We start from the raw sequence: 20,910 nt of genomic DNA, 5'->3' as shown, positions 1-20,910 counted from the left end.
CCTGACGGCGGGTGACTTCAACGGTGACGGCCGGAAGGACCTGGTCGCCGTGGAGGTGTCGACCGGCAAGCTGTTCTCCTACCCGGGGACCGGGACGGGAGCCCTGGGCAGCCGGGTGGAGATCGGCTCCGGCGGCTGGAACGGCATGAGCAACCTGGCCGTCGGCGACCTGAACGGTGACGGCGGGGACGACATCGTCGCGACCGAGAAGTCGACCGGCAAGCTGTGGCTGTACCCGGGCAACGGCCACGGCATCGAGGGCCGGGTCGAGCTCGGCAGCGGCGGCTGGAACGGCATGGACAACACGGCCGTCGGCGACTTCAACGGCGACGGCGTGGCCGATGTCGTGGCGACGGAGACCTCGACCGGAAAGCTCTTCCTCTACCCCGGCCTCGGCGGGGCCCTGGGCAGCCGGGTGGAGATCGGCTCGGGTGGCTGGAACGGAATGAGCAAGATCGTCAGCCCGGGCGACATGAACAAGGACGGCCGGGCCGACCTGGTGGCCACGGAGAAGTCGACGGGCAAGCTGTGGCTGTACCCGGGGACGGGCAGGGGCCTGGGTGACCGGGTGGAGATCGGTTCGGGCGGGTGGAACGGCATCTCCGACTACGCGGGTGCGGACTTCACCGGTGACGGCATCGGCGACCTGGCGGCGGTGGAGTCCGCCCCGGGCGAGACCGGAAAGCTCTACCTCTACAAGGGCACCGGCAACGGCCTGGCCTCCCGCACCGAGATCGGCTCCGGCGGCTGGTGACCGAGGGCCGGACGGCACTGGCCCGGTGGGTCCGGTAGCGGTCCGGCACCAGTCCGGTGGGCCCGCCGGTCGGGGAACAACCCGGCCCGGCGGGCCCGCCGCTGTGCGTCCGTCAGCACCGCCCGGGGCGCCGGCGGTCGGTGCCCAGGGTCTACCTGCCCTGTTGCGCGGGCAGCGGCAGGACGTGGCGGAGCGCTTCCACGGCGTCGGGGGCGCCGTCCACGTCCAGGGTGGTGCGGTCGCCCCGGCCGTACGTGAAGAGGACGAGTTCGCCGGGCTCGCCGGTGAGGCGGACGGTGGGGGAGCCGGCGGGGCCGACGCTGAGGGACCGGCCGTCGGGGTGCTCCAGGACCAGCCGGACGGGGGAGCGGCGGCCGGCCTCCAGCCGGGCGAGCATCGGCAGCCGCCGCCACAGGGCCTCGGCGCGGCCGGGCGGGACCGGCTGCGGCGTCCAGTCGTCGGCCGCGCGCAGGACGTCCTCGGCGTGGACGAAGTACTCGACGGTGTTCGCGGCCTCGTCGGCGCCGGGGAGGGCGAAGAGGGAGTAGACCGGCGGGCCGGAGCGGAACAGCCGCACCAGGTCCTCGTACGGCCGCTCGGCGTAGCCGTCCTGGACCCGCTTCGTCCAGCCGGCCAGCGCACCGAGCCTGATCCCGGGTGCCGCGTCCGGGCGGCGCTCGCGGATCACCAGGTGGGCGGCGAGATCCCGGGTGGTCCACCCGGCGCAGAGGGTGGGGGCGTCGGGGCCTGCGGCGACGAGGAGTTCGGTGAGCCGGTGGCGTTCGGCGAGGGCGTGGTTCGACATGGGGGAAGCCTAGGACGTGTCCGGCCCTACGGGTGGAGGTGGCCGGTCAGCTTGGGGGCGCCCTGCTTGTTGCCGGCGGTCAGGGTGCACGTGTAGTCCCGCCAGCCCTGTTGGTAGTTGGCCATGGCGGGGCCGAACTGCCGCCCGTAGTAGGACTTTCCGTCGGTCTGCCTGGCCTTGGCGGCGGCCTCCGCCTCCTTGCAGCCGTCCCGCATGGCGAGGGCGATCGGGATCTCGCCGGTCAGGCCGTCGGCGAGCCTGAGGTCGGCGATCACCTCGCCGTCGTGTTCGCCGGCGCAGGGGCGCTCCTCGGCCTTGGTGATCACCGGGCTCAGCTGGGGGTGGTCGAAGCAGGTGCCGACGGCGAAGTAGGCGTACGGCGGCGGCGGTTTGGTGGGGGTCGGCGTCGGGGTGGGGGTGGGTGTCGGGGTGGCCGTGGGGGTGGGCGGGGGCGGCGCGGCGGCCGGCTTCTTCTCGTCCGGCCACAGCGCCGCGGTGGCCACCACGGCGAGCAGGACGACCAGTACGGCGACGGCGGTGAGGACCAGGCCGCGGGAGGGGCGGGCGGCGGCTGCGGGCGGCTGCTCGGAGGTCATGGCCACGAGGATGGCCCACGGGGGGCCGGCCCGGCAGGCGGTTGGCCGAACTCGCCCCGTACGGCGGATCGGAGGCGGGCGGTGCGGGCCGCCGGTCGGACGGACCCGCCGTACGGCCCGACCGGGCTGACACAATGGCCCCATGTCCACCACACCCGCCACTCCCGGCACCACCGCCCTGGCCCCCGAGATCGCCGCCCGGCTCAAGCGCACCGAGGACGGCCTGCTCCCGGCCATCGCGCAGCAGTACGACACCGGCGAGGTGCTGATGCTCGGGTGGATGGACGACGAGGCGCTGCACCGCACGCTCACCACCGGCCGCTGCACCTACTGGAGCCGCAGCCGCCGCGAGTACTGGGTCAAGGGGGACACGTCCGGACACGTCCAGGCGGTCAGGTCGGTGGCGCTGGACTGCGACGGCGACACCCTGCTGGTCAAGGTCGACCAGAGCGGCGCGGCCTGCCACACCGGCGACCGGACCTGCTTCGACGCCGACGTGCTCCCGCTCGCCTGAGCCCGCTTTCCCCGACCCCGCCCCACCTGATCCGACCCTCCTGATCCCACTTCCCTGATCCCGCTCCCGGGACCTACGCCGGAACTCAAGAAGGTGCCGCCCCGCATGGACCTCGAAGCCTTCCGCAAGCTCGCCGTCGACACCCGGGTCATCCCGGTCACCCGCAGGCTCCTCGCGGACGGGCTCACCCCGATCGGCCTCTACCGCAGCCTCGCGCAGGAGCGGCCCGGCACCTTCCTGCTGGAGTCCGCCGAGCAGGGCCGCAGCTGGTCGCGCTACTCCTTCGTCGGCGTGCGCAGCGCCGCCACGCTCACCGCCGGCCCGGACGGCGACGCCCGCTGGCTCGGCACCCCGCCCGTGGGCATCCCCACCGACGGCGACCCGCTGCAGGTGCTGCGGGTCGCACTGGAGACGCTGCACACCCCGCGCCACGAGGACGACGGCCTGCCCCCGCTCACCGGCGGCCTGGTCGGCTACCTCGGCTACGACATCGTCCGCCGGCTGGAGAAGCTGCCCGACCTGAACCCGGACGACCTGAAGCTCCCCGAGCTGACCATGCTGCTGGCCACCGACCTCGCGGTGCTCGACCACGCCGACGGCACGGTCCTGCTGATCGCCAACGCCGTCAACCACAACGACCGGGCCAGCGGCGTGGACGAGGCCTACGCGGACGCGGTGGGCCGACTGGACGCGATGGAGGCCGACCTCCTCCGGCCGGTCGACCCGGGCCTGGCCACCTTCACCCCGGCCGGCCCCGGCGAGGTGCGCTCGCCCTTCGGCGGCGAGCCGTACCGGGCGGCCGTCGAGGAGATCAAGGAGCGGATCCGGGCCGGCGAGGCGTTCCAGGTGGTGCCCTCGCAGCGCTTCGAGGCGCCCTGCCCGGCCTCCGCGCTGGACGTCTACCGGGTCCTGCGCACCACCAACCCCAGCCCGTACATGTACCTGTTCCGCTTCCCCGGGCCGGACGGCACCGCCGACGGCGGCTTCGACGTGGTCGGCTCCAGCCCGGAGGCACTGGTCAAGGTCACCGACGGCGAGGCGATGCTGCACCCGATCGCCGGCACCCGGCACCGCGGCGCCACCCCGCACGAGGACGCGGCGCTGGCCGCCGAACTGCTCGCCGACCCCAAGGAGCGGGCCGAGCACCTGATGCTGGTGGACCTCGGCCGCAACGACCTCGGTCGGGTCTGCGAGCCGGGCAGCGTCGAGGTGGTCGACTTCATGCAGATCGAGCGCTACAGCCACGTGATGCACATCGTCTCCACCGTCACCGGCAAGGTCGCGCCCGGGCGGACCGCCTTCGACGTGCTGACCGCCTGCTTCCCGGCCGGCACCCTCTCCGGCGCGCCCAAGCCGCGGGCGATGCGGATCATCGAGGAGCTGGAGCCCACCCGCCGCGGCCTGTACGGCGGCTGCGTCGGCTACCTGGACTTCGCCGGGGACTCCGACACCGCGATCGCGATCCGTACGGCGGTGCTGCGCGACGGCACCGCGTACGTGCAGGCCGGCGCGGGCGTCGTCGCCGACTCGGACCCGCACGGCGAGGACACCGAGTGCCGCAACAAGGCGGCCGCCGTGCTGCGGGCCGTCGCCACCGCCAATACGCTGCGGAGGCCGGAATCGTCCTGAGGCGCGAGGGAGGCGGCCGGATGCCCGAGGTGCCGTTCGACGAGCTGCGCTGGGCGGTCGTGCTCAGCGCGGCCGGGCAGTTCGGCGAGCAGCCGGCCGGCCACGGCCGGGTGCTGTCCGGCGTGCTGCTCGACTTCCCGGGGGCGCCCGGCGGCCTCGCCCCGGACCTCGCGGTGCTCGCCCCGGACGCGGCGCGGGGCGAGCGGGGCCGGTTCGGCGCGGCCGGGGTCGAGGCGGTGCTGGAGGTGGCCCGGCCCGGCCTGGCGGAGGCCGGGCGGGTGTACGCGGCCGGCGGCGTCCCGCTGTACGTGGTCGTCGACCCGGCCGCGGCCGTCTGCACCGTGCACACCGCGCCGTCCCCCGAGGGGGTCTACCGGGAGGCCGAGCGGGTGCCGTTCGGCAATGACCTGTTCCTGCCCCTGGGCGGGCGGACGGCGGTGCTGCGGACCGACGTGTTCCCCACCCCGGGTACGGGCTGAGCCGTCCGGCGGGGGATAGTGGACGGGTGAGTGCCGACCAGACCCCTGCCCCCGCCCCTGCCCCCGCCGCCCCCGGCCGCCGCACCCTCGGCGTGATGCTGCTGCTGACGGTGCTGAGCGCCGTGCTGGTGCTGACCGCGGCCGGGCGGACCTGGGCCGAGGGCCGGGCCGGCACCCTGGACGTCTCCGTCACCGGCGGCAGGATCTCCGAACTGCCCGGCGGGCTGGCCCTGGTGGGCCTGGCCGCGGCCGTCGCGGTGTTCGCGGTGCGCGGCGCCGGCCGGCTGGCGGTCGGCGCGCTGACCCTGCTCGCCGGCATCGGCGCGGCCGCCGCCGCGGCCGCCGGGGCGGGCGACACCGCCGCGCTGGACACCGAAACCGCCCGCAAGCTCGCCCTGACCGGCTCGGCGGCCACCGAGGTCTCGCACACCGGCTGGCCGTGGGTCGCCGTGGTCGGCGGCGTGCTGCTGGCCGTCGCCGGGCTGATCACCCTGCGGCACGGCCGCCGCTGGCCGACCATGGGCAGCCGCTACGAGGCGCCCACCCGCAAGGCCCCGGCGAAGGCCGACACGCCGGGCGACCTGTGGAAGGCGCTGGACCGCGGCGAGGACCCCACGGCCGTCTGAACCCCACGGCCGTCTGAACCCCACGGCCGTCTGACCCCACGGCCGTCTGACCCCCCGGCCGTCTGACCCCCCGGCCGTACCGTCCGGGCCCCGCGGCCGCTCCGTCGAACCCCGCGGCCACTGTCCTGCGCATGTGACGCGATAGACGCACCACCCGCTTTGGGCCGTCCGTGTGTGGCCCGGCACAATGGAACCCGTCAACCCGCCGGCGGCCCCGCAGGCCCGGCCGGGCCCCGAGAGCCAAGGAGCACCATTCAGATGGCAGCAGCAGCACACGGCCACACCCCCGCCGCCTGGACCGGCGTCGTCATCTCCTTCGTCGGCTTCGGCATCGCGGGCGTCGCGATGATCCTGCCGTCGGTGCTGCTCGTCTGGGCCGGCCTGGCGGTCGTGCTGCTCGGCGGCATCGTCGGCAAGGCCATGTCGATGGCGGGCATGGGCCGCCAGCCGAGCACCAACGTCTACAAGTCGGCCGAGGAGCAGGTCCAGGCCCGCGAGGCCCGCGCCGTCGCCACCGCCTGACGACCGGTCCTCCCGTACGGCACACCTCCGTACGACACGCCTTTCGCACAACCGAACGGCGGGCGCGCCGCGCCCGCCGTTTCGTCGTCCCCGGGCCCGGGCGCGGGCACAATCGGGGCGTGAACGCAGCCCCCACCACCGCCTCCGCCCCGCCGCCCGTGCTGCGCCGGCTGGGCCCGCCACTGGCCGCGTCGGCGGCGGCGGCCGTCCCCGCCGCGTACGTCGCCGTGGTGGACCCGAACGCCCCCGGGCACTACCCGGACTGCCCGTTCCTCACCGCCACCGGCTGGTGGTGCCCCGGCTGCGGGGGGCTGCGCTGCGTCCACGCGCTGGCCCACGGTGACCTGACCGGCGCCCTGCACGACAACGCCCTCGCCGTCCTGCTGTTCGGCGTGCTGGCGGTGCTCTGGCTGCGCTGGACGTGGGCCGCGCTGACCGGCGGCCGGCCGCCCGGGATCACCGTCGGAGGCCGGCGGTGGGCACTGATCATGCTGCTGGTGCTGGTGTTCACGGTGGTGCGCAATTCGCCGGTCGGCCCGGGCCTGGCGCCGCCGCTGCTCTGACCGGGCCTCCCCGCACCTGCTGCTACCCGGCCGACGCCGCGAGCCGTCCCGAGCCGTGTCGGGTAACCCCGAGCCGTGTCGGGTCGTCCCGGGCCGTCCCGGGGCTCGCCGGGCCCGCCCGGGCGCGGGTGGAGGACCGGTGAATCCGCAGCTGAGGGCCGCCGGAGCGGGCGTCCGGTCCGCGAGACGCGTTCCGGGCGATGCGCCCCGCACCTCCGGGTGCCGATACCATCGAACTGCCGGCGGGCTCCTGCCCGCCCTCTCGCTGGCCAACTGGCAGAAAAGATGGGGGCTCCTGAGTGAGTGTGCTCGACTCGATCATCGAAGGGGTCCGCGAGGACCTCGCCGAGCGGCAGGCCCGGGTCTCCCTGGACGAGCTGAAGGCGCTCGCCGCGAAGGCCCCGGAGGCCAAGGACGGCGTGGCCGCCCTCAAGGGCGACGGGGTCCGGGTGATCTGCGAGGTGAAGCGCTCCAGCCCCTCCAAGGGCGCCCTGGCGTCGATCGCCGACCCGGCCGCCCTGGCCCGCGACTACGCGGCGGGAGGGGCCGCCGCGATCAGCGTGCTGACCGAGCAGCGCCGCTTCGGCGGATCGCTGGCCGACCTGGACACCGTCCGCGCCGCGGTGGACACCCCGCTGCTGCGCAAGGACTTCATCGTCACCGCCTACCAGTTGTGGGAGGCGCGCGCGCACGGCGCCGACCTCGCGCTGCTGATCGTCGCGGCCCTCGACCAGCCGGCCCTGGTGTCGCTGATCGAGCGCGCCGAGTCGATCGGCCTCACCCCGCTGGTGGAGGCCCACGACGAGGAGGAGATCAGGCGCGCGGTCGACGCCGGGGCGCGGATCATCGGCGTCAACGCCCGCAACCTGAAGACCCTCGAGGTCGACCGCAACACCTTCGGGAACGTGGTCCACGCCATTCCGGACGGCATCGTCAAGATCGCCGAGTCCGGGGTCCGCGGCCCGCTGGACGTGATCAACTACGCCAACCTGGGCGCCGACGCGGTGCTGGTCGGCGAATCCCTGGTGACCGGCAAGGACCCGCGCGCCGCGGTCGCCGACCTGGTCGCCGCCGGGACGCACCCCGCCGTCCGGCACAAGGACTGACCCGGCCCGATGAAGATCGCCTCCCGACTCGCCCCCGGCTGCCGCCCGCGCGGCTGCCGCGCGCCCGCGCGCCGGGCGCTGGGGCGTCGGGTGCGGTACGTGATCGGCTGTGAGCCCGGACAGGTGCCGGGGCGGCGATGGCGCGTGACGCGCGGCTGAGACCAGCCGATCGGACGTCACCGTCATCCAACCTCCCCAAGGGAATCCACATGTCCGAGAAGGACTACCTGCCCGGTGCCCAGGTGCCGGACGCGCGCGGCTACTTCGGCGCGTACGGCGGCCGCTTCATCCCCGAGGCGCTGGTCGCCGCGGTCGAGCAGGTCGCCGAGGAGTACGAGAAGGCCAAGACCGACCCGGCCTTCACGGCCGAACTCGACGCCCTGCTCAAGGACTACACCGGGCGTCCCAGCCCGCTGACCGACGTGCACCGCTTCTCCGCCGAGGCGGGCGGCGCACGCGTCCTGCTCAAGCGCGAGGACCTGAACCACACCGGCTCGCACAAGATCAACAACGTGCTGGGCCAGGCCCTGCTCACCAAGCGGATGGGCAAGACCCGGATCATCGCCGAGACCGGCGCCGGCCAGCACGGCGTGGCCACCGCCACCGCCTGCGCGCTGTTCGGCTTCGACTGCACCATCTACATGGGCGAGGTCGACACCCGGCGCCAGGCGCTGAACGTCGCCCGGATGCGCATGCTCGGCGCCGAGGTGGTGGCCGTCACGTCCGGCAGCCGCACGCTGAAGGACGCCATCAACGAGGCGTTCCGCGACTGGGTCGCCAACGTGGACTCCACCCACTACCTGTTCGGCACCGTCGCCGGGCCGCACCCGTTCCCGATGATGGTCCGCGACTTCCACCGGGTCATCGGCGTCGAGGCGCGCCGGCAGGTCCTCGACCGGACCGGGCGGCTGCCCGACGCCGTGGTCGCCTGCGTCGGCGGCGGCTCCAACGCGATGGGCATCTTCCACGAGTTCATCCCCGACGCCGGGGTCCGCCTGATCGGCTGCGAGGCCGCCGGCGAGGGCGCCGAAACCCCCAAGCACGCCGCCACCCTCACCAAGGGCGACCCGGGCGTGCTGCACGGCTCCCGCACCTACGTCCTCCAGGACGAGGACGGCCAGACCATCGAGTCGCACTCGATCTCGGCCGGCCTCGACTACCCGGGCGTCGGCCCGGAGCACGCCTGGCTGAAGGACACCGGCCGGGCCGAGTACCGCCCGGTCACCGACGACGCCGCGATGCAGGCCCTGCGGCTGCTGTCCCGCACCGAGGGCATCATCCCGGCCATCGAGAGCGCCCACGCGCTCGCCGGAGCCCTGGAACTCGGCCGCGAGCTCGGGCCGGAGGCCACCATCCTGGTCTCCCTCTCCGGGCGCGGCGACAAGGACATGCACACCGCCGCCGAGTACTTCGGCCTGTACGACGAGCCGGGCGCCGGCTCCGCCAAGGGGGGTAACTGACCATGGCCGATTCCAAGCTCAGCGGCATCCTGGCCGCCGCCAGGGCGGAGGACCGGGCCGCGCTGATCGGCTACCTGCCGGCCGGCTTCCCGACCGTCGACGGCGGCATCCGCGCGATCGACGCGCTGATCCAGGGCGGCTGCGACGTGGTCGAGGTCGGCCTGCCGCACTCCGACCCGGTGCTCGACGGCGCCGTCATCCAGACCGCCGACGACATCGCGCTGCGCGGCGGCGTGCGGATCAAGGACGTGCTGCGCACCGTCCAGGAGGCCGCCTCGGCGCACCCCGGGGTGGCGGTGCTGGTGATGACGTACTGGAACCCGGTGGACCGGTACGGCCCGGCGCGCTTCGCCGCCGACCTGGCGGCCGCGGGCGGGGCCGGCTGCATCCTGCCGGACCTGCCGGTGGAGGAGTCGCAGGAGTGGCGCGAGGCGGCGCAGGCGCACGGGCTGGACACCGTGTTCGTCGTCGCCCCCAGCAGCAAGGACGCCCGGCTCGCCGAGGTCACGGCGGCGGGCAGCGGATTCGTGTACGCGGCCGCGGTGATGGGCGTGACCGGTGCCCGGTCCGCGGTCGGCTCGCTCGCCGAGGACCTGGTCGCCCGCACCCGGGCCACCACGGACCTGCCGGTCTGCGTCGGGCTCGGCGTCTCCTCCGCCGAGCAGGCGGCGCAGGTCGCACGGTTCGCGGACGGCGTGATCGTCGGCTCCGCGTTCGTGAAGCGGATCCTGGACGCGGGCGACGACGAGGCGGCGGCGCTGGACGCCGTGCGCGCGCTGGCCGGTGAGCTGGCGGAGGGCGTGCGCAGGCGCTGACATGCGGTCGGCACCGGTCGGTCGACGGCCCGTCACTCCCCTCGGAGTGGCGGGCCGTCGTCTCGGGGCGGGGCGCGTCGACTTCGGGGCGCCCCGAACGAGTGAACCGTCGCGGGCACACGCATCAGCCGCGGTTGACCGGCGTTGAGTGGAGGGACGACTGAACGGACGAGGTGCACGGAGCCAGCGGAGCGAGCGAAGGGGTGAGCCGGTGCGAGGTTTCCATCAGGCCGTTCTGCTGCGGGCGGCGGCGGCCGCGCTGGCTCTGGGGGCCGCCGTCGGGGCGCACACCGAGGTGGGGCAGGCGCTGGCCAAGCGGGGGGCCGAGCGGGCGGAGCGGGAGGCGGTCGCCTGTGCCGAGGCGGCCCGTTGGGACGCCGCCGAGCGGGCGGGGCACGGGTATCCGGAGCTGTTCGACCCGGCGCGCATGCCGGGGTGCCACTGACCGACGCTGCCACTGACGGACGGCGCCGCTGATCACCGGCGCCGCTGACGGACGGTGCCACTGGCGTACGGGCGTTCGGCGGATTCGGACAGACCATCCCCCGGCGTCACCTATCCGGCTTAATTCCCGAATCCGGAGGAACCCCCCTCCCTCCCCCGCGGTTCATCAGCGAGTGAACGAGTTTCCCGAGGGGGGTCCCCTGATGGCCGGCCCGGCAGCGCAGCCCGGTGAGCCGGCGCCCACGCCGCGGGCGCGGCGGCCGGTGCCGGCCTGGAGCGAGTGGCTCGGCACGGCCGCACGGCTCGGCCTCGCGGTGGTCTGGGGCTGGGCCGGCCTGGCCAAGATCGCCGACCCGGCGGAAGCCGCCCAGGCCGTCCGCGCCTACGAGATCCTGCCCGAGAGCCTGGTCAAACCGATCGGCTACGGCCTGCCCTTCCTGGAGCTGGCGCTCGCCCTGCTGCTGCTGATCGGCCTCGGCGTCCGGCTGGTCGCCGGGGTCTCCGCCCTGCTGCTGCTCGTCTTCATCGCCGGTATCGCCTCCGCCTGGGCGCGCGGCATCTCGATCGACTGCGGCTGCTTCGGCGGCGGCGGGCACGTCGACGAGTCCCAGACCACGTACGCGCAGGAGATCCTGCGCGACACCGGGTTCCTGTTGCCGGCCGGGTGGCTGCTGTGGCGGCCCCGCACCCGGCTCTCGGTGGACGGCTGGCTGGCGAGCTGACCCTCCGGCCCCCTCCACCCCCACCCCCACCCCCACCCCACCCCGCACCCGACGAAGGCCCCGACCGTGGATGTCAAGGCAATGAGCGAGAAGAACCGAGAAGGCAAGCGCACCGCCCGCGAGCGGATGCTGGAGCAGCGGGAGGCCGAGGAAGCCTCCGCCCGGCGCAGGAAGAAGCTGATCGTGGGCGGCGCCGTGCTCGCGGTGATCGCCGCCGCCGTGGTCGTCGGCGTCGTGGTGCAGAACCAGCGCTCCAAGCCGGAGACCCCGGCGGCGGCGCCGGCCGGGACCATCGGCGACAAGAACCTGGTCATTCCGGTCGGCGCCGGCAACGCGCCCTCCGTGCTCACCGTCTACGAGGACCCGCGCTGCCCCGCCTGCGGCACCTTCGAGCGTGAATTCTCGGCGACCGTCGACCAGTTGGAGGACGCCGGCAAGGTCTACACCAACTACCACATCGTGTCGTTCATCGACCGGGCCGTGCCGGGCAAGGGCTCCAAGACCGGCGCCAACGCGCTGGCCTGCGCCCAGGACGCCGGGCACTTCCGGGACTACCACGACGTGCTCTACCGCAACCAGCCGGACGAGACCAGCGACGCCTTCGGCAACAAGGCCGTCCTCCTCAACCTGGCCAAGCAGGTCGACGGCCTGGACACGCCGGAGTTCCAAGCCTGCGTCAACGACAACAAGTTCGGCGGCTGGGTGTCCTCGGTGCAGCAGGACTTCGACAAGTCCAGCTACAAGTCCACCCCGACCGTGCTGCTCAACGGCCAGCCGATCTACCCGAAGAACGGCAACGACGAGATCACCCCGGCGAACCTGGCGAAGTGGGTGGACGCCGCCAACCAGGGCAAGCAACTGGGCACGGCCGGCTCGCACGGGCAGACGCCGGCGCCGACCAGCGCCGCCTCGGAGGCCAACAACCCCTCGCCGGCCGCCGGCTGAGCCCGCCCGGCCGGCCTGGCGCGACCGCCGCCCCCTCCCCGTCCGGAGGGGGCGGCGGTCGCTCCGCGCCCATTGCTGTTCGGTATCTGTGACCCAGGGGGTGTCCGACCGGGGCCACGGACCCTGTAGCGTCGGAACTGCCATGGATATCGCCTACATTCCCAGCCCGTCGCGGGGCGTCCTGTACCTCGGACCGGTCCCGCTGCGCGCCTACGCCTTCTGCATCATCCTCGGTGTCGTCGTCGCCGTCTGGCTCGGCAGCAAGCGCTGGGTCGCCCGGGGCGGTGCCAAGCACACGGTCGGCGACATCGCCGTGTGGGCCGTGCCGTTCGGCCTGGTCGGTGGCCGCCTGTACCACGTGATCACCGACCACCAGCTGTACTTCGGCGAGGGGAAGAACCCCTGGAACGCCCTCAAGATCTGGGAGGGCGGCCTCGGGATCTGGGGTGCGATCGCGCTGGGCGCGGTCGGCGCCTGGATCGGCGCCCGCCGCCGGGGCGTGCCGCTGCCCGCGTACGCCGACGCCATCGCGCCGGGCATCGCGCTCGCCCAGGCGATGGGCCGCTGGGGCAACTACTTCAACCAGGAGCTGTACGGCCGCGCGACCACGCTGCCGTGGGGCCTGGAGATCCACAAGACGCTGCCCGACGGCGAGGTCGTGAAGGGCGTCTACCACCCGACCTTCCTGTACGAGTCGCTGTGGTGCGTCATCGTCGCCCTGGTGGTGATCTGGGCGGACCGCCGCTTCAAGCTGGGCCACGGCCGGGCGTTCGCGCTGTACGTCGCCGCGTACACGGTGGGCCGGTTCTGGACCGAGTGGCTGCGGATCGACGAGGCCCACGTCTACTTCGGCCTGCGCCTGAACGACTGGACGTCGATCCTGGTGTTCCTGGGCGCCGTGGCGTACCTGGTGATCGTCGGCAGGAAGCGGCCCGGCCGGGAGGACCCGGCGAGCATCGACCCCGCCGCGCACCTGGACGAGGACGCCGACGCCGGGAAGGCGGACGCCGGGCCCGAGCAGAAGACGGACGCCGGGACCGTGGAGAAGGCCGACGCCGGGGCCGGGAAGGACGCGGACGGGAAGAAGCCGGCCCGGTCCGCGGCCGCCGGGCCGGCCGCCGTGGTCGCCGACAAGGCCGTCGAGGACGCCACGAACCCGATCTGACCTGGGGCTTTCCCCGGCTGAGGCCACCCTTCGCGAGACGTGCGAAGGGTGGCCTCAGTGGTGTTCGGACAGCCTTACTTTGCTGGAAATGCGCAGGTCAGGGGGGTTACGTTCAGGGCGACGAACGACGACGGAGGGGAAGAGACCATGAGTGCGACCACCCTGGAGCCCGAGGCCGGACACCAGCCCCGGATACCCGCGGCCGGCCACCACCGGGACGTCAACGGCGGCTGGCTGCGCCCGGCCGTGTTCGGCGCGGTCGACGGGCTGGTGTCCAACTTCGCGCTGATGACCGGCGTGGTCGGCGGCGCGGTGTCCCACGGCACCGTCGTCCTGACCGGGCTGGCGGGCCTGGCGGCCGGTGCCTGCTCGATGGCGGCGGGGGAGTACACCTCGGTGGCCTCGCAGCGGGAACTGGTGCAGGCCGAGATCGAGGCCGAACGGCTGGAGCTGAGCCGCAACCCGCACGGCGAGCTGGCCGAGCTGGCCCAGCTGTACGTCTCGCGCGGGGTGGACCCGGACCTCGCCCACGAGGTGGCCCGGCAGCTGTCCGCCGACCCGGAGCTGGCCCTGGAGGTCCACGCCCGCGAGGAACTGGGCGTCGACCCCACCGACCTGCCCTCGCCGCTGGTCGCGGCCGGCTCGTCGTTCCTCTGCTTCGCGCTCGGCGCGCTGCTGCCGCTGCTGCCGTACCTGCTGGGCGCGACCACGCTGCTGCCCGCCCTGGCGCTGGCGGCGGCCGGGCTGTTCCTGTGCGGCGCGGTGGTGGCCCGGGTGACGGCTCGCAGCTGGTGGTTCAGCGGACTGCGGCAGCTGGTGCTCGGCGGGGCCGCGGCCGGGGTGACCTACCTGCTCGGTTCGCTCATCGGCGGCCACGTGGGGTGAGTCCCGGGCGGGCCCGGAGCCCCGGAGCCGTGCATGACTATGCTGCGCAACGCGTGACGTTTCACACATGGGTGCCTCGCGGCGCCTGGCCTAGTCTCACCATCCGGGCTCCGGAGCCGCGGATTCGCATCCGCGACCGGCCTCCCCGGAATGGATTCCCAGGCGGCCATGATCGGCTTCTGTGGCGATCCGGTTTCGCCCCTGTTTCGGGCCGGGGGCGGTTGGGCACAATCGTCGGGACGCGCACCGTGGCGCGCTCCTCCTCGCACACCCCCTGACCTGCGCGTCGTCCCGGCATGTGGACGGGATATTCCGCTTCTCGGGATCGTGGGCATCATGTAACTTGCACGACATCGCACCACCGCATCAGGGCCAACGTCGTCCCTACTGCACCACCTTGCCGAAAGACGACGACGGGAGAGCCGATGCTGTCTGCATCCATGCACTCCGCCAACGAGCCCCAGGCCGGCGCCGCCCGCCCGCCGTACGCGCTCGTGCCGGATGCGCGACCTGCTGCTCAGGGCCTGTACGACCCGCGAAACGAGCACGACGCCTGTGGCGTCGGTTTCGTCGCCACGCTGACCGGCATCGCCGACCACACCATCGTCGAGCAGGCGCTGAACGTCCTGCGCAACCTGGAGCACCGCGGCGCCACCGGCGCCGAACCGGACTCCGGCGACGGCGCGGGCATCCTCACCCAGATCCCGGACGCCTTCCTGCGCGGCAAGGTCGACTTCGAGCTCCCCGCGGCCGGCTCCTACGCCGTCGGCATCGCCTTCCTGCCGGACGAGGACGCCCCGGCCGCCGCCGCCGTCGCACGGATCGAGGCCATCGCGGCCGAGGAGGACCTGACCGTCCTCGGCTGGCGCGACGTCCCCGTCACGCCGGACCTGCTCGGCGCCACCGCCCGCAGCGTGATGCCGCGCTTCCGCCAGCTCTTCCTCGCCCACGGCGAGAAGGCCGGCATCGAACTCGACCGGATCGCCTTCGTGGTCCGCAAGCGCGCCGAGCGCGAGGCCGGGGTCTACTTCCCGTCGCTGTCCGCGCGCACCATCGTCTACAAGGGCATGCTGACCACCGGCCAGCTGGAACCCTTCTTCCCCGACCTGTCGGACCGCGCCTACGCCTCCGCGATCGGCCTGGTGCACTCCCGGTTCTCCACCAACACCTTCCCGAGCTGGCCGCTCGCCCACCCGTACCGCTTCGTCGCGCACAACGGCGAGATCAACACGGTCAAGGGCAACCGCAACTGGATGAGCGCCCGCGAGTCCCAGCTCGCCACCGACCTCATCCCCGCCAACCGCAACGGCCAGGGCCTGGAGCGGATCTTCCCGATCTGCACCCCCGACCACTCCGACTCCGCCTCCTTCGACGAGGTCCTGGAGCTGCTCCACCTCGGCGGCCGCTCGCTGCCGCACTCGGTGCTGATGATGATCCCGGAGGCGTGGGAGAACCACGCCACCATGGACCCGGCCCGCCGCGCCTTCTACCAGTACCACTCCAACCTCATGGAGCCCTGGGACGGCCCGGCCTGCGTCACCTTCACCGACGGCACCCGGATCGGCGCCGTGCTCGACCGCAACGGCCTGCGCCCGGCCCGCTACTGGGTCACCGAGGACGGCCTGGTCGTGCTCTCCTCCGAAGTCGGCGTCCTCGACCTCGACCAGCAGAAGGTGGTCCAGAAGGGCCGCCTGCAGCCCGGCAAGATGTTCCTGGTCAGCCTCGACGAGAACCGGATCGTCCCCGACGAGGAGATCAAGGCCGCCCTCGCCGCCGAGCACCCCTACGAGGAATGGGTCACCAGCGGGCAGATCCAGCTCGCCAAGCTGCCCGAGCGCGAGCACATCGCCCACACCCACGCCTCCGTCACCCGCCGCCAGCAGACCTTCGGCTACACCGAGGAAGAACTGCGCGTCATCCTCGCGCCGATGGCCCGCACCGGCGGCGAGGCACTCGGCTCGATGGGCACCGACTCGCCGATCGCCGCACTCAGCGAGAAGCCGCGCCTGCTGTTCGACTACTTCGTGCAGCTCTTCGCGCAGGTCACCAACCCGCCGCTGGACGCCATCCGCGAGGAACTCGTCACCTCGCTGCTCTCCAACCTCGGCCCCGAGGGCAACCTGCTCGCCGCCGATTCCGCCGCCTGCCGCTCCGTCGGCATCACCTTCCCGGTGATCGACAACGACGAACTCGCCAAGCTCGTCCACATCAACGCCGACGGCGACCAGCCCGGCCTCAAGGCCGTCACGCTCTCCGGCCTCTACAAGGTCGCCGCCGGCGGCGAAGGCCTGGCGACCCGCCTGGCCGCGATCGCCGCCGAAGCCGACGCCGCGATCGCCGACGGCGCCCGGATCATCGTGCTCTCCGACCGGCACTCGGACGCCGAGCACGCCCCGATCCCCTCGCTGCTGCTCACCTCCGCGATCCACCACCACCTCATCCGCACCAAGCAGCGCACCCGGGTGTCGCTGCTGGTCGAGGCCGGCGACGTCCGCGAGGTGCACCACGTCGCGCTGCTGATCGGCTACGGCGCCGGAGCGGTCAACCCGTACCTGGCGATGGAGTCCGTCGAGGACCTCGTCGCCCAGGGAGTGTTCATCGAGGGCGTCGAGCCCGAGAAGGCCATCAAGAACCTGATCAAGGCGCTCGGCAAGGGCGTGCTCAAGGTCATGTCCAAGATGGGCATCTCCACCGTCGGCTCCTACCGCGGCGCCCAGGTCTTCGAGGCCATCGGCCTCTCCCAGGAGCTGGTCGACGGCTACTTCGCCGGCACCACCACCAAGCTCGGCGGCATCGGCCTGGACGAGATCGCCCGCGAGACCGCCGCCCGGCACGCCAAGGCCTACCCGGCCTCCGGCATCGCGGCCGCGCACCGTGCGCTGGAGATCGGCGGCGAGTACCAGTGGCGCCGCGAGGGCGAGCCGCACCTGTTCGACCCGGACACCGTCTTCCGGCTGCAGCACTCCACCCGCAACCGCCGCTACGACATCTTCAAGCAGTACACGGACCGGGTGAACGAGCAGTCCGCCCGCCTGATGACGCTGCGCGGCCTGTTTGAACTCAACGGCCTCGGCCGCGAGCCGATCCCCGTCGACGAGGTCGAGCCGGTCTCCGAGATCGTCAAGCGCTTCTCCACCGGCGCCATGTCGTACGGCTCGATCTCCCGCGAGGCGCACGAGACCCTGGCCATCGCGATGAACCGCCTCGGCGGCAAGTCCAACACCGGCGAGGGCGGCGAGGACCCCGACCGCCTCTACGACCCCGAGCGCCGCTCGGCGATCAAGCAGGTCGCCTCCGGCCGCTTCGGCGTCACCTCCGAGTACCTGGTCAACGCGGACGACATCCAGATCAAGATGGCCCAGGGCGCCAAGCCCGGCGAGGGCGGCCAGCTGCCCGGCCACAAGGTCTACCCGTGGGTCGCCAAGACCCGGCACTCCACCCCGGGCGTCGGCCTGATCTCGCCGCCGCCGCACCACGACATCTACTCCATCGAGGACCTGGCGCAGCTGATCCACGACCTCAAGAACGCCAACCCGGCGGCCCGCATCCACGTGAAGCTGGTCTCCGAGGTCGGCGTCGGAACGGTCGCGGCCGGCGTCTCCAAGGCGCACGCGGACGTCGTGCTCGTGTCCGGACACGACGGTGGGACGGGCGCCTCGCCGCTCACCTCCCTGAAGCACGCGGGCGGCCCCTGGGAGCTCGGCCTCGCCGAGACCCAGCAGACCCTGCTGCTCAACGGGCTGCGCGACCGCATCGTCGTCCAGACCGACGGCCAGCTGAAGACCGGCCGCGACGTCGTCATCGCCGCGCTGCTCGGCGCCGAGGAGTTCGGCTTCGCCACCGCCCCGCTGGTCGTCTCCGGCTGCATCATGATGCGCGTCTGCCACCTGGACACCTGCCCGGTCGGCGTCGCCACCCAGAACCCGGTGCTGCGCGAGCGGTTCTCCGGCAAGCCCGAATTCGTCGTCAACTTCTTCGAGTTCATCGCCGAAGAGGTCCGCGAGATCCTGGCCTCGCTGGGCTTCCGCTCGATCGAGGAGGCCGTCGGCCACGCCGAGCACATCGACGCCCGGGCCGCGATCGACCACTGGAAGGCCGCCGGGCTCGACCTGGCCCCGCTCTTCCACGTGCCGGCGCTGCCCGAGGGCACGGCCCGCCACTGCACCACCGCCCAGGACCACGCACTCGACAAGGCCCTGGACAACCAGCTGATCGAGCTGGCCGAGGACGCCCTGGAGCGCGGCGACGCCGTCCGCATCCAGCTGCCGATCCGCAACGTCAACCGCACCGTCGGCACCATGCTCGGCCACGAGGTCACCAAGCGGTACCGCGGCGAGGGCCTGCCCGAAGGCACCATCGACGTCACCTTCACCGGCTCCGCCGGACAGTCGTTCGGCGCCTTCCTGCCCAGCGGCGTGACGCTGCGGCTGGAAGGCGACGCGAACGACTACGTCGGCAAGGGCCTGTCCGGCGGCGTCGTCATCGTCCGCCCGGCCCGCGAGGCCGCCGCCATCGGCAACGACGCGCAGAACCACGTCATCGCCGGCAACACCATCGGCTACGGCGCCACCTCCGGCCGCATCCACCTGCGCGGCAAGGCCGGCGAGCGCTTCGCCGTCCGCAACTCCGGCGCCACCCTGGTCGTCGAGGGAGTCGGCGACCACGGCCTGGAGTACATGACCGGCGGCCGGGTCGTCATCCTCGGCGAGACCGGGCGCAACCTCGCGGCGGGCATGTCCGGCGGTATCGCGTACGTCCTGGACCTGCGCCCCGCCAACGTCAACGACGGCATGGTGGGCATCGAGGCCCCGACCGCCGGCGACCGCGAGTGGCTGCGCGAGACCGTCCAACAGCACTACGAGGAGACCGGCTCCACCGTCGCCGCCGAACTCCTGGCGGACTGGGGCAGCGGGGTCTCCCGCTTCTCCAAGATCATGCCGACCGACTACAAGGCCGTGCTCGCCGCCAAGGACGCCGCTGAGCGCGATGGCCTCTCCGAGGCCGAGACCACTCGCAAGATGATGGAGGCGGCACATGGCTGACCCCAAGGGCTTCCTGACCACGCCCAAGCAGCTGGCCGAGCGCCGACCCGTGGACGTCCGCCTGCGGGACTGGAACGAGGTCTACGTCGAGCGCAGCCTCCTGCCGATCATCAGCAAGCAGGCCGGCCGCTGCATGGACTGCGGCATCCCGTTCTGCCACAACGGCTGCCCGCTCGGGAACCTCATCCCCGAGTGGAACGACCTCGCCTACCGGGACGACTGGTCCGGTGCCATCGAGCGGCTGCACGCGACCAACAACTTCCCGGAGTTCACCGGGCGGCTCTGCCCGGCGCCGTGCGAGTCCGCCTGCGTGCTGGGGATCAACCAGGACGCGGTGACCATCAAGAACGTCGAGGTCACCATCATCGACAAGGCCTGGGACCGCGGCGGCGTCACCCCGCAGGTGCCGGAGCGGCTGTCCGGCAAGACCGTCGCCGTCGTCGGCTCCGGCCCGGCCGGCCTCGCCGCCGCCCAGCAGCTCACCCGCGCCGGGCACACCGTCGTCGTGTACGAGCGGGCCGACCGCATCGGCGGACTGCTGCGGTACGGCATCCCCGAGTTCAAGATGGAGAAGCGCCACATCAACCGCCGCATCGAGCAGATGCGGGCCGAGGGCACCCGGTTCCGCACCGGCGTGCACGTCGGCGAGGACATCACCGGACAGCAGCTGCGCGAACGCTTCGACGCGGTGGTCGTCGCCGCCGGCGCCACCACCGCCCGCGACCTGCCGGTGCCCGGACGCGAGCTCAAGGGCATCCACCAGGCCATGGAGTACCTGCCGCTGGCCAACAAGGTGCAGGAGGGCGACTTCGTCGAGTCGCCGATCAGCGCCAAGGGCAAGCACGTCGTGGTCATCGGCGGCGGCGACACCGGCGCGGACTGCGTCGGCACCGCCCACCGGCAGGGCGCCCTGTCCGTGACCCAGCTGGAGATCATGCCGCGCCCCAGCGAGGAGCGGCCCGGACACCAGCCGTGGCCCACCATGCCGATGACGTACAAGGTCACCTCCGCGCACGAGGAGGGCGGCGAGCGGATCTACTCCGTCAACACCACCCACTTCACCGGCGACGAGGACGGCAACGTCCAGGAACTGCACCTCGTCGAGGTGGAGTTCAAGGACGGCCGGTTCCAGCCCGTCCCCGGCACCGAGCGGGCCGTCCCGGCACAGCTGGTCACCCTCGCCATGGGCTTCACCGGCACGGACGTCAAGAACGGGCTGGTCGAGCAGCTGGGAGCCGAACTCGACGCGCGGGGTAACATTGCCCGCGACGGCCGGTTCGCCACCAATGTCGATGGCGTGTACGTCTGCGGAGACGCCGGCCGAGGCCAGTCGCTGATCGTCTGGGCCATCGCGGAAGGCCGTTCGGCCGCCGCCGCGGTGGACACGTACCTGGGCGGCAAGTCCCCGCTTCCCGCCCCGATCCGGCCCACGGACCGCCCCCTGGTGGTCTGACGGTCCGACCGGCCCCCGAACCCCCGGCGCCGCATCGCCGGGAGCTCAACCCGCTGCCCCCGCCAGCGTCGCCGGGCCAACGCGGTCTCCTGGCGCCTGCCCTCTTCCCCGACCAGTTGGAGGGCGGGCGCCGTCGCGTTCTCCGGCCGGAGACGCAGCCCGATGGGCAGTCCTGGCACGTCCAGGCACGTCCGGGCAGGTCCGGGCAGGTTTCGCGGGGGAGGGGCCCGGGCGGGAACGACGGCGCGCCTCCCCGTACCGCCACTGCCGCGACCGAGCCGGCTCACAGCCGACGCCCAGGCTTCTCACAGCGGCCGGAATGCGACCCGGACAGGCTGTTGCTCGTCGGTGCCAGGTGGCAGACTGCCGCCGACGGCCGGGGGGC

Annotated in this window: 20 protein-coding genes; 18 read left to right on the top strand and 2 right to left on the bottom strand. The window is 73.2% G+C overall.

From position 1 onward, the window contains the following. The coding region (locus IF30_RS0132925) for an FG-GAP repeat domain-containing protein (protein WP_037901923.1) at window positions 1–754 on the top strand (754 nt) is incomplete at its 5' end. Between the two features lie 151 nt (window positions 755–905). Here the strand turns inward: IF30_RS0132925 and IF30_RS0132920 are convergent. Both IF30_RS0132920 and IF30_RS48840 read right to left on the bottom strand, forming a co-directional pair. Continuing rightward, window positions 906–1,559: a TIGR03085 family metal-binding protein gene (locus IF30_RS0132920; protein WP_030245337.1), complete on the bottom strand. Its 654-nt coding sequence runs from the start codon at window positions 1,557–1,559 to the stop codon at window positions 906–908. Between the two features lie 26 nt (window positions 1,560–1,585). Next, window positions 1,586–2,155 carry a hypothetical protein gene (locus IF30_RS48840; protein ID WP_037901921.1) on the bottom strand — a complete coding sequence of 190 codons (570 nt, stop codon included), beginning with the start codon at window positions 2,153–2,155 and terminating at the stop codon, window positions 1,586–1,588. A 142-nt stretch (window positions 2,156–2,297) separates the two neighbouring features. Between IF30_RS48840 and hisI the strand changes: the two genes are divergently transcribed. The 17 genes from hisI to IF30_RS0132835 all read left to right on the top strand — a co-directional run bounded on the left by hisI (window position 2,298) and on the right by IF30_RS0132835 (window position 20,525). Beyond that, on the top strand, window positions 2,298–2,669 hold the full coding sequence (hisI, locus tag IF30_RS0132910; protein WP_030245335.1) for a phosphoribosyl-AMP cyclohydrolase: 372 nt from the start codon (window positions 2,298–2,300) through the stop codon (window positions 2,667–2,669). A 105-nt stretch (window positions 2,670–2,774) separates the two neighbouring features. Further along, window positions 2,775–4,298 (top strand): anthranilate synthase component I, encoded by a 1,524-nt coding sequence (locus IF30_RS0132905; protein WP_030245333.1) that lies wholly within the window; start codon window positions 2,775–2,777, stop codon window positions 4,296–4,298. 20 nt (window positions 4,299–4,318) lie between these two features. After that, window positions 4,319–4,777, top strand: a complete 459-nt coding sequence (locus tag IF30_RS0132900) for a Uma2 family endonuclease (RefSeq protein WP_051711719.1) — start codon at window positions 4,319–4,321, stop codon at window positions 4,775–4,777. 26 nt (window positions 4,778–4,803) lie between these two features. After that, window positions 4,804–5,403, top strand: a complete 600-nt coding sequence (locus tag IF30_RS0132895; protein WP_030245329.1) for a TIGR02234 family membrane protein — start codon at window positions 4,804–4,806, stop codon at window positions 5,401–5,403. Window positions 5,404–5,661: 258 nt separating this feature from the next. Beyond that, a complete protein-coding gene (locus IF30_RS0132890) occupies window positions 5,662–5,925 on the top strand; it encodes an HGxxPAAW family protein (RefSeq protein WP_030245328.1) in 264 nt (87 codons plus the stop codon). 119 nt (window positions 5,926–6,044) lie between these two features. Continuing rightward, window positions 6,045–6,488: a DUF2752 domain-containing protein gene (locus IF30_RS0132885; protein WP_030245326.1), complete on the top strand. Its 444-nt coding sequence runs from the start codon at window positions 6,045–6,047 to the stop codon at window positions 6,486–6,488. Between the two features lie 299 nt (window positions 6,489–6,787). Continuing rightward, entirely contained in the window at window positions 6,788–7,594 is an 807-nt protein-coding gene (gene trpC / locus IF30_RS0132880) for an indole-3-glycerol phosphate synthase TrpC (RefSeq protein ID WP_030245324.1), read from the top strand. A gap of 9 nt (window positions 7,595–7,603) precedes the next feature. Further along, entirely contained in the window at window positions 7,604–7,753 is a 150-nt protein-coding gene (gene trpM, locus IF30_RS50860; protein ID WP_420791178.1) for a tryptophan biosynthesis modulator TrpM, read from the top strand. A 50-nt stretch (window positions 7,754–7,803) separates the two neighbouring features. Continuing rightward, window positions 7,804–9,054 carry a tryptophan synthase subunit beta gene (gene trpB / locus IF30_RS0132875; protein WP_030245323.1) on the top strand — a complete coding sequence of 417 codons (1,251 nt, stop codon included), beginning with the start codon at window positions 7,804–7,806 and terminating at the stop codon, window positions 9,052–9,054. 2 nt (window positions 9,055–9,056) lie between these two features. Beyond that, a complete protein-coding gene (trpA, locus tag IF30_RS0132870; protein ID WP_030245321.1) occupies window positions 9,057–9,869 on the top strand; it encodes a tryptophan synthase subunit alpha in 813 nt (270 codons plus the stop codon). A 211-nt stretch (window positions 9,870–10,080) separates the two neighbouring features. Beyond that, a complete protein-coding gene (locus tag IF30_RS0132865; RefSeq protein WP_030245319.1) occupies window positions 10,081–10,314 on the top strand; it encodes a hypothetical protein in 234 nt (77 codons plus the stop codon). Between the two features lie 202 nt (window positions 10,315–10,516). After that, window positions 10,517–11,035, top strand: coding sequence for a MauE/DoxX family redox-associated membrane protein (locus IF30_RS0132860; RefSeq protein WP_078891884.1), 519 nt, complete (start codon window positions 10,517–10,519; stop codon window positions 11,033–11,035). An 81-nt stretch (window positions 11,036–11,116) separates the two neighbouring features. Next, window positions 11,117–11,980 carry a DsbA family protein gene (locus IF30_RS0132855; protein ID WP_030245315.1) on the top strand — a complete coding sequence of 288 codons (864 nt, stop codon included), beginning with the start codon at window positions 11,117–11,119 and terminating at the stop codon, window positions 11,978–11,980. Window positions 11,981–12,122: 142 nt separating this feature from the next. After that, on the top strand, window positions 12,123–13,145 hold the full coding sequence (gene lgt, locus IF30_RS0132850; protein ID WP_030245313.1) for a prolipoprotein diacylglyceryl transferase: 1,023 nt from the start codon (window positions 12,123–12,125) through the stop codon (window positions 13,143–13,145). 147 nt (window positions 13,146–13,292) lie between these two features. Beyond that, window positions 13,293–14,030: a VIT1/CCC1 transporter family protein gene (locus IF30_RS0132845; RefSeq protein WP_030245310.1), complete on the top strand. Its 738-nt coding sequence runs from the start codon at window positions 13,293–13,295 to the stop codon at window positions 14,028–14,030. A 440-nt stretch (window positions 14,031–14,470) separates the two neighbouring features. Beyond that, window positions 14,471–19,072: a glutamate synthase large subunit gene (gene gltB / locus IF30_RS0132840; protein ID WP_199807971.1), complete on the top strand. Its 4,602-nt coding sequence runs from the start codon at window positions 14,471–14,473 to the stop codon at window positions 19,070–19,072. After that, complete coding sequence (locus tag IF30_RS0132835) at window positions 19,065–20,525, top strand: glutamate synthase subunit beta (protein WP_030245305.1); 1,461 nt, start codon at window positions 19,065–19,067, stop codon at window positions 20,523–20,525. The genes gltB and IF30_RS0132835 overlap by 8 nt, the downstream gene beginning before the upstream one ends. Window positions 20,526–20,910: the final 385 nt, after the last annotated feature.

The sequence above is a fragment of the Streptomyces sp. NRRL S-350 genome, from assembly GCF_000719705.1.
Taxonomy (GTDB): Bacteria; Actinomycetota; Actinomycetes; order Streptomycetales; family Streptomycetaceae; genus Kitasatospora.
The sequence above is the reverse complement of the archived record's forward strand: the minus strand, read 5'-3'. Positions and strand labels throughout refer to the sequence as shown.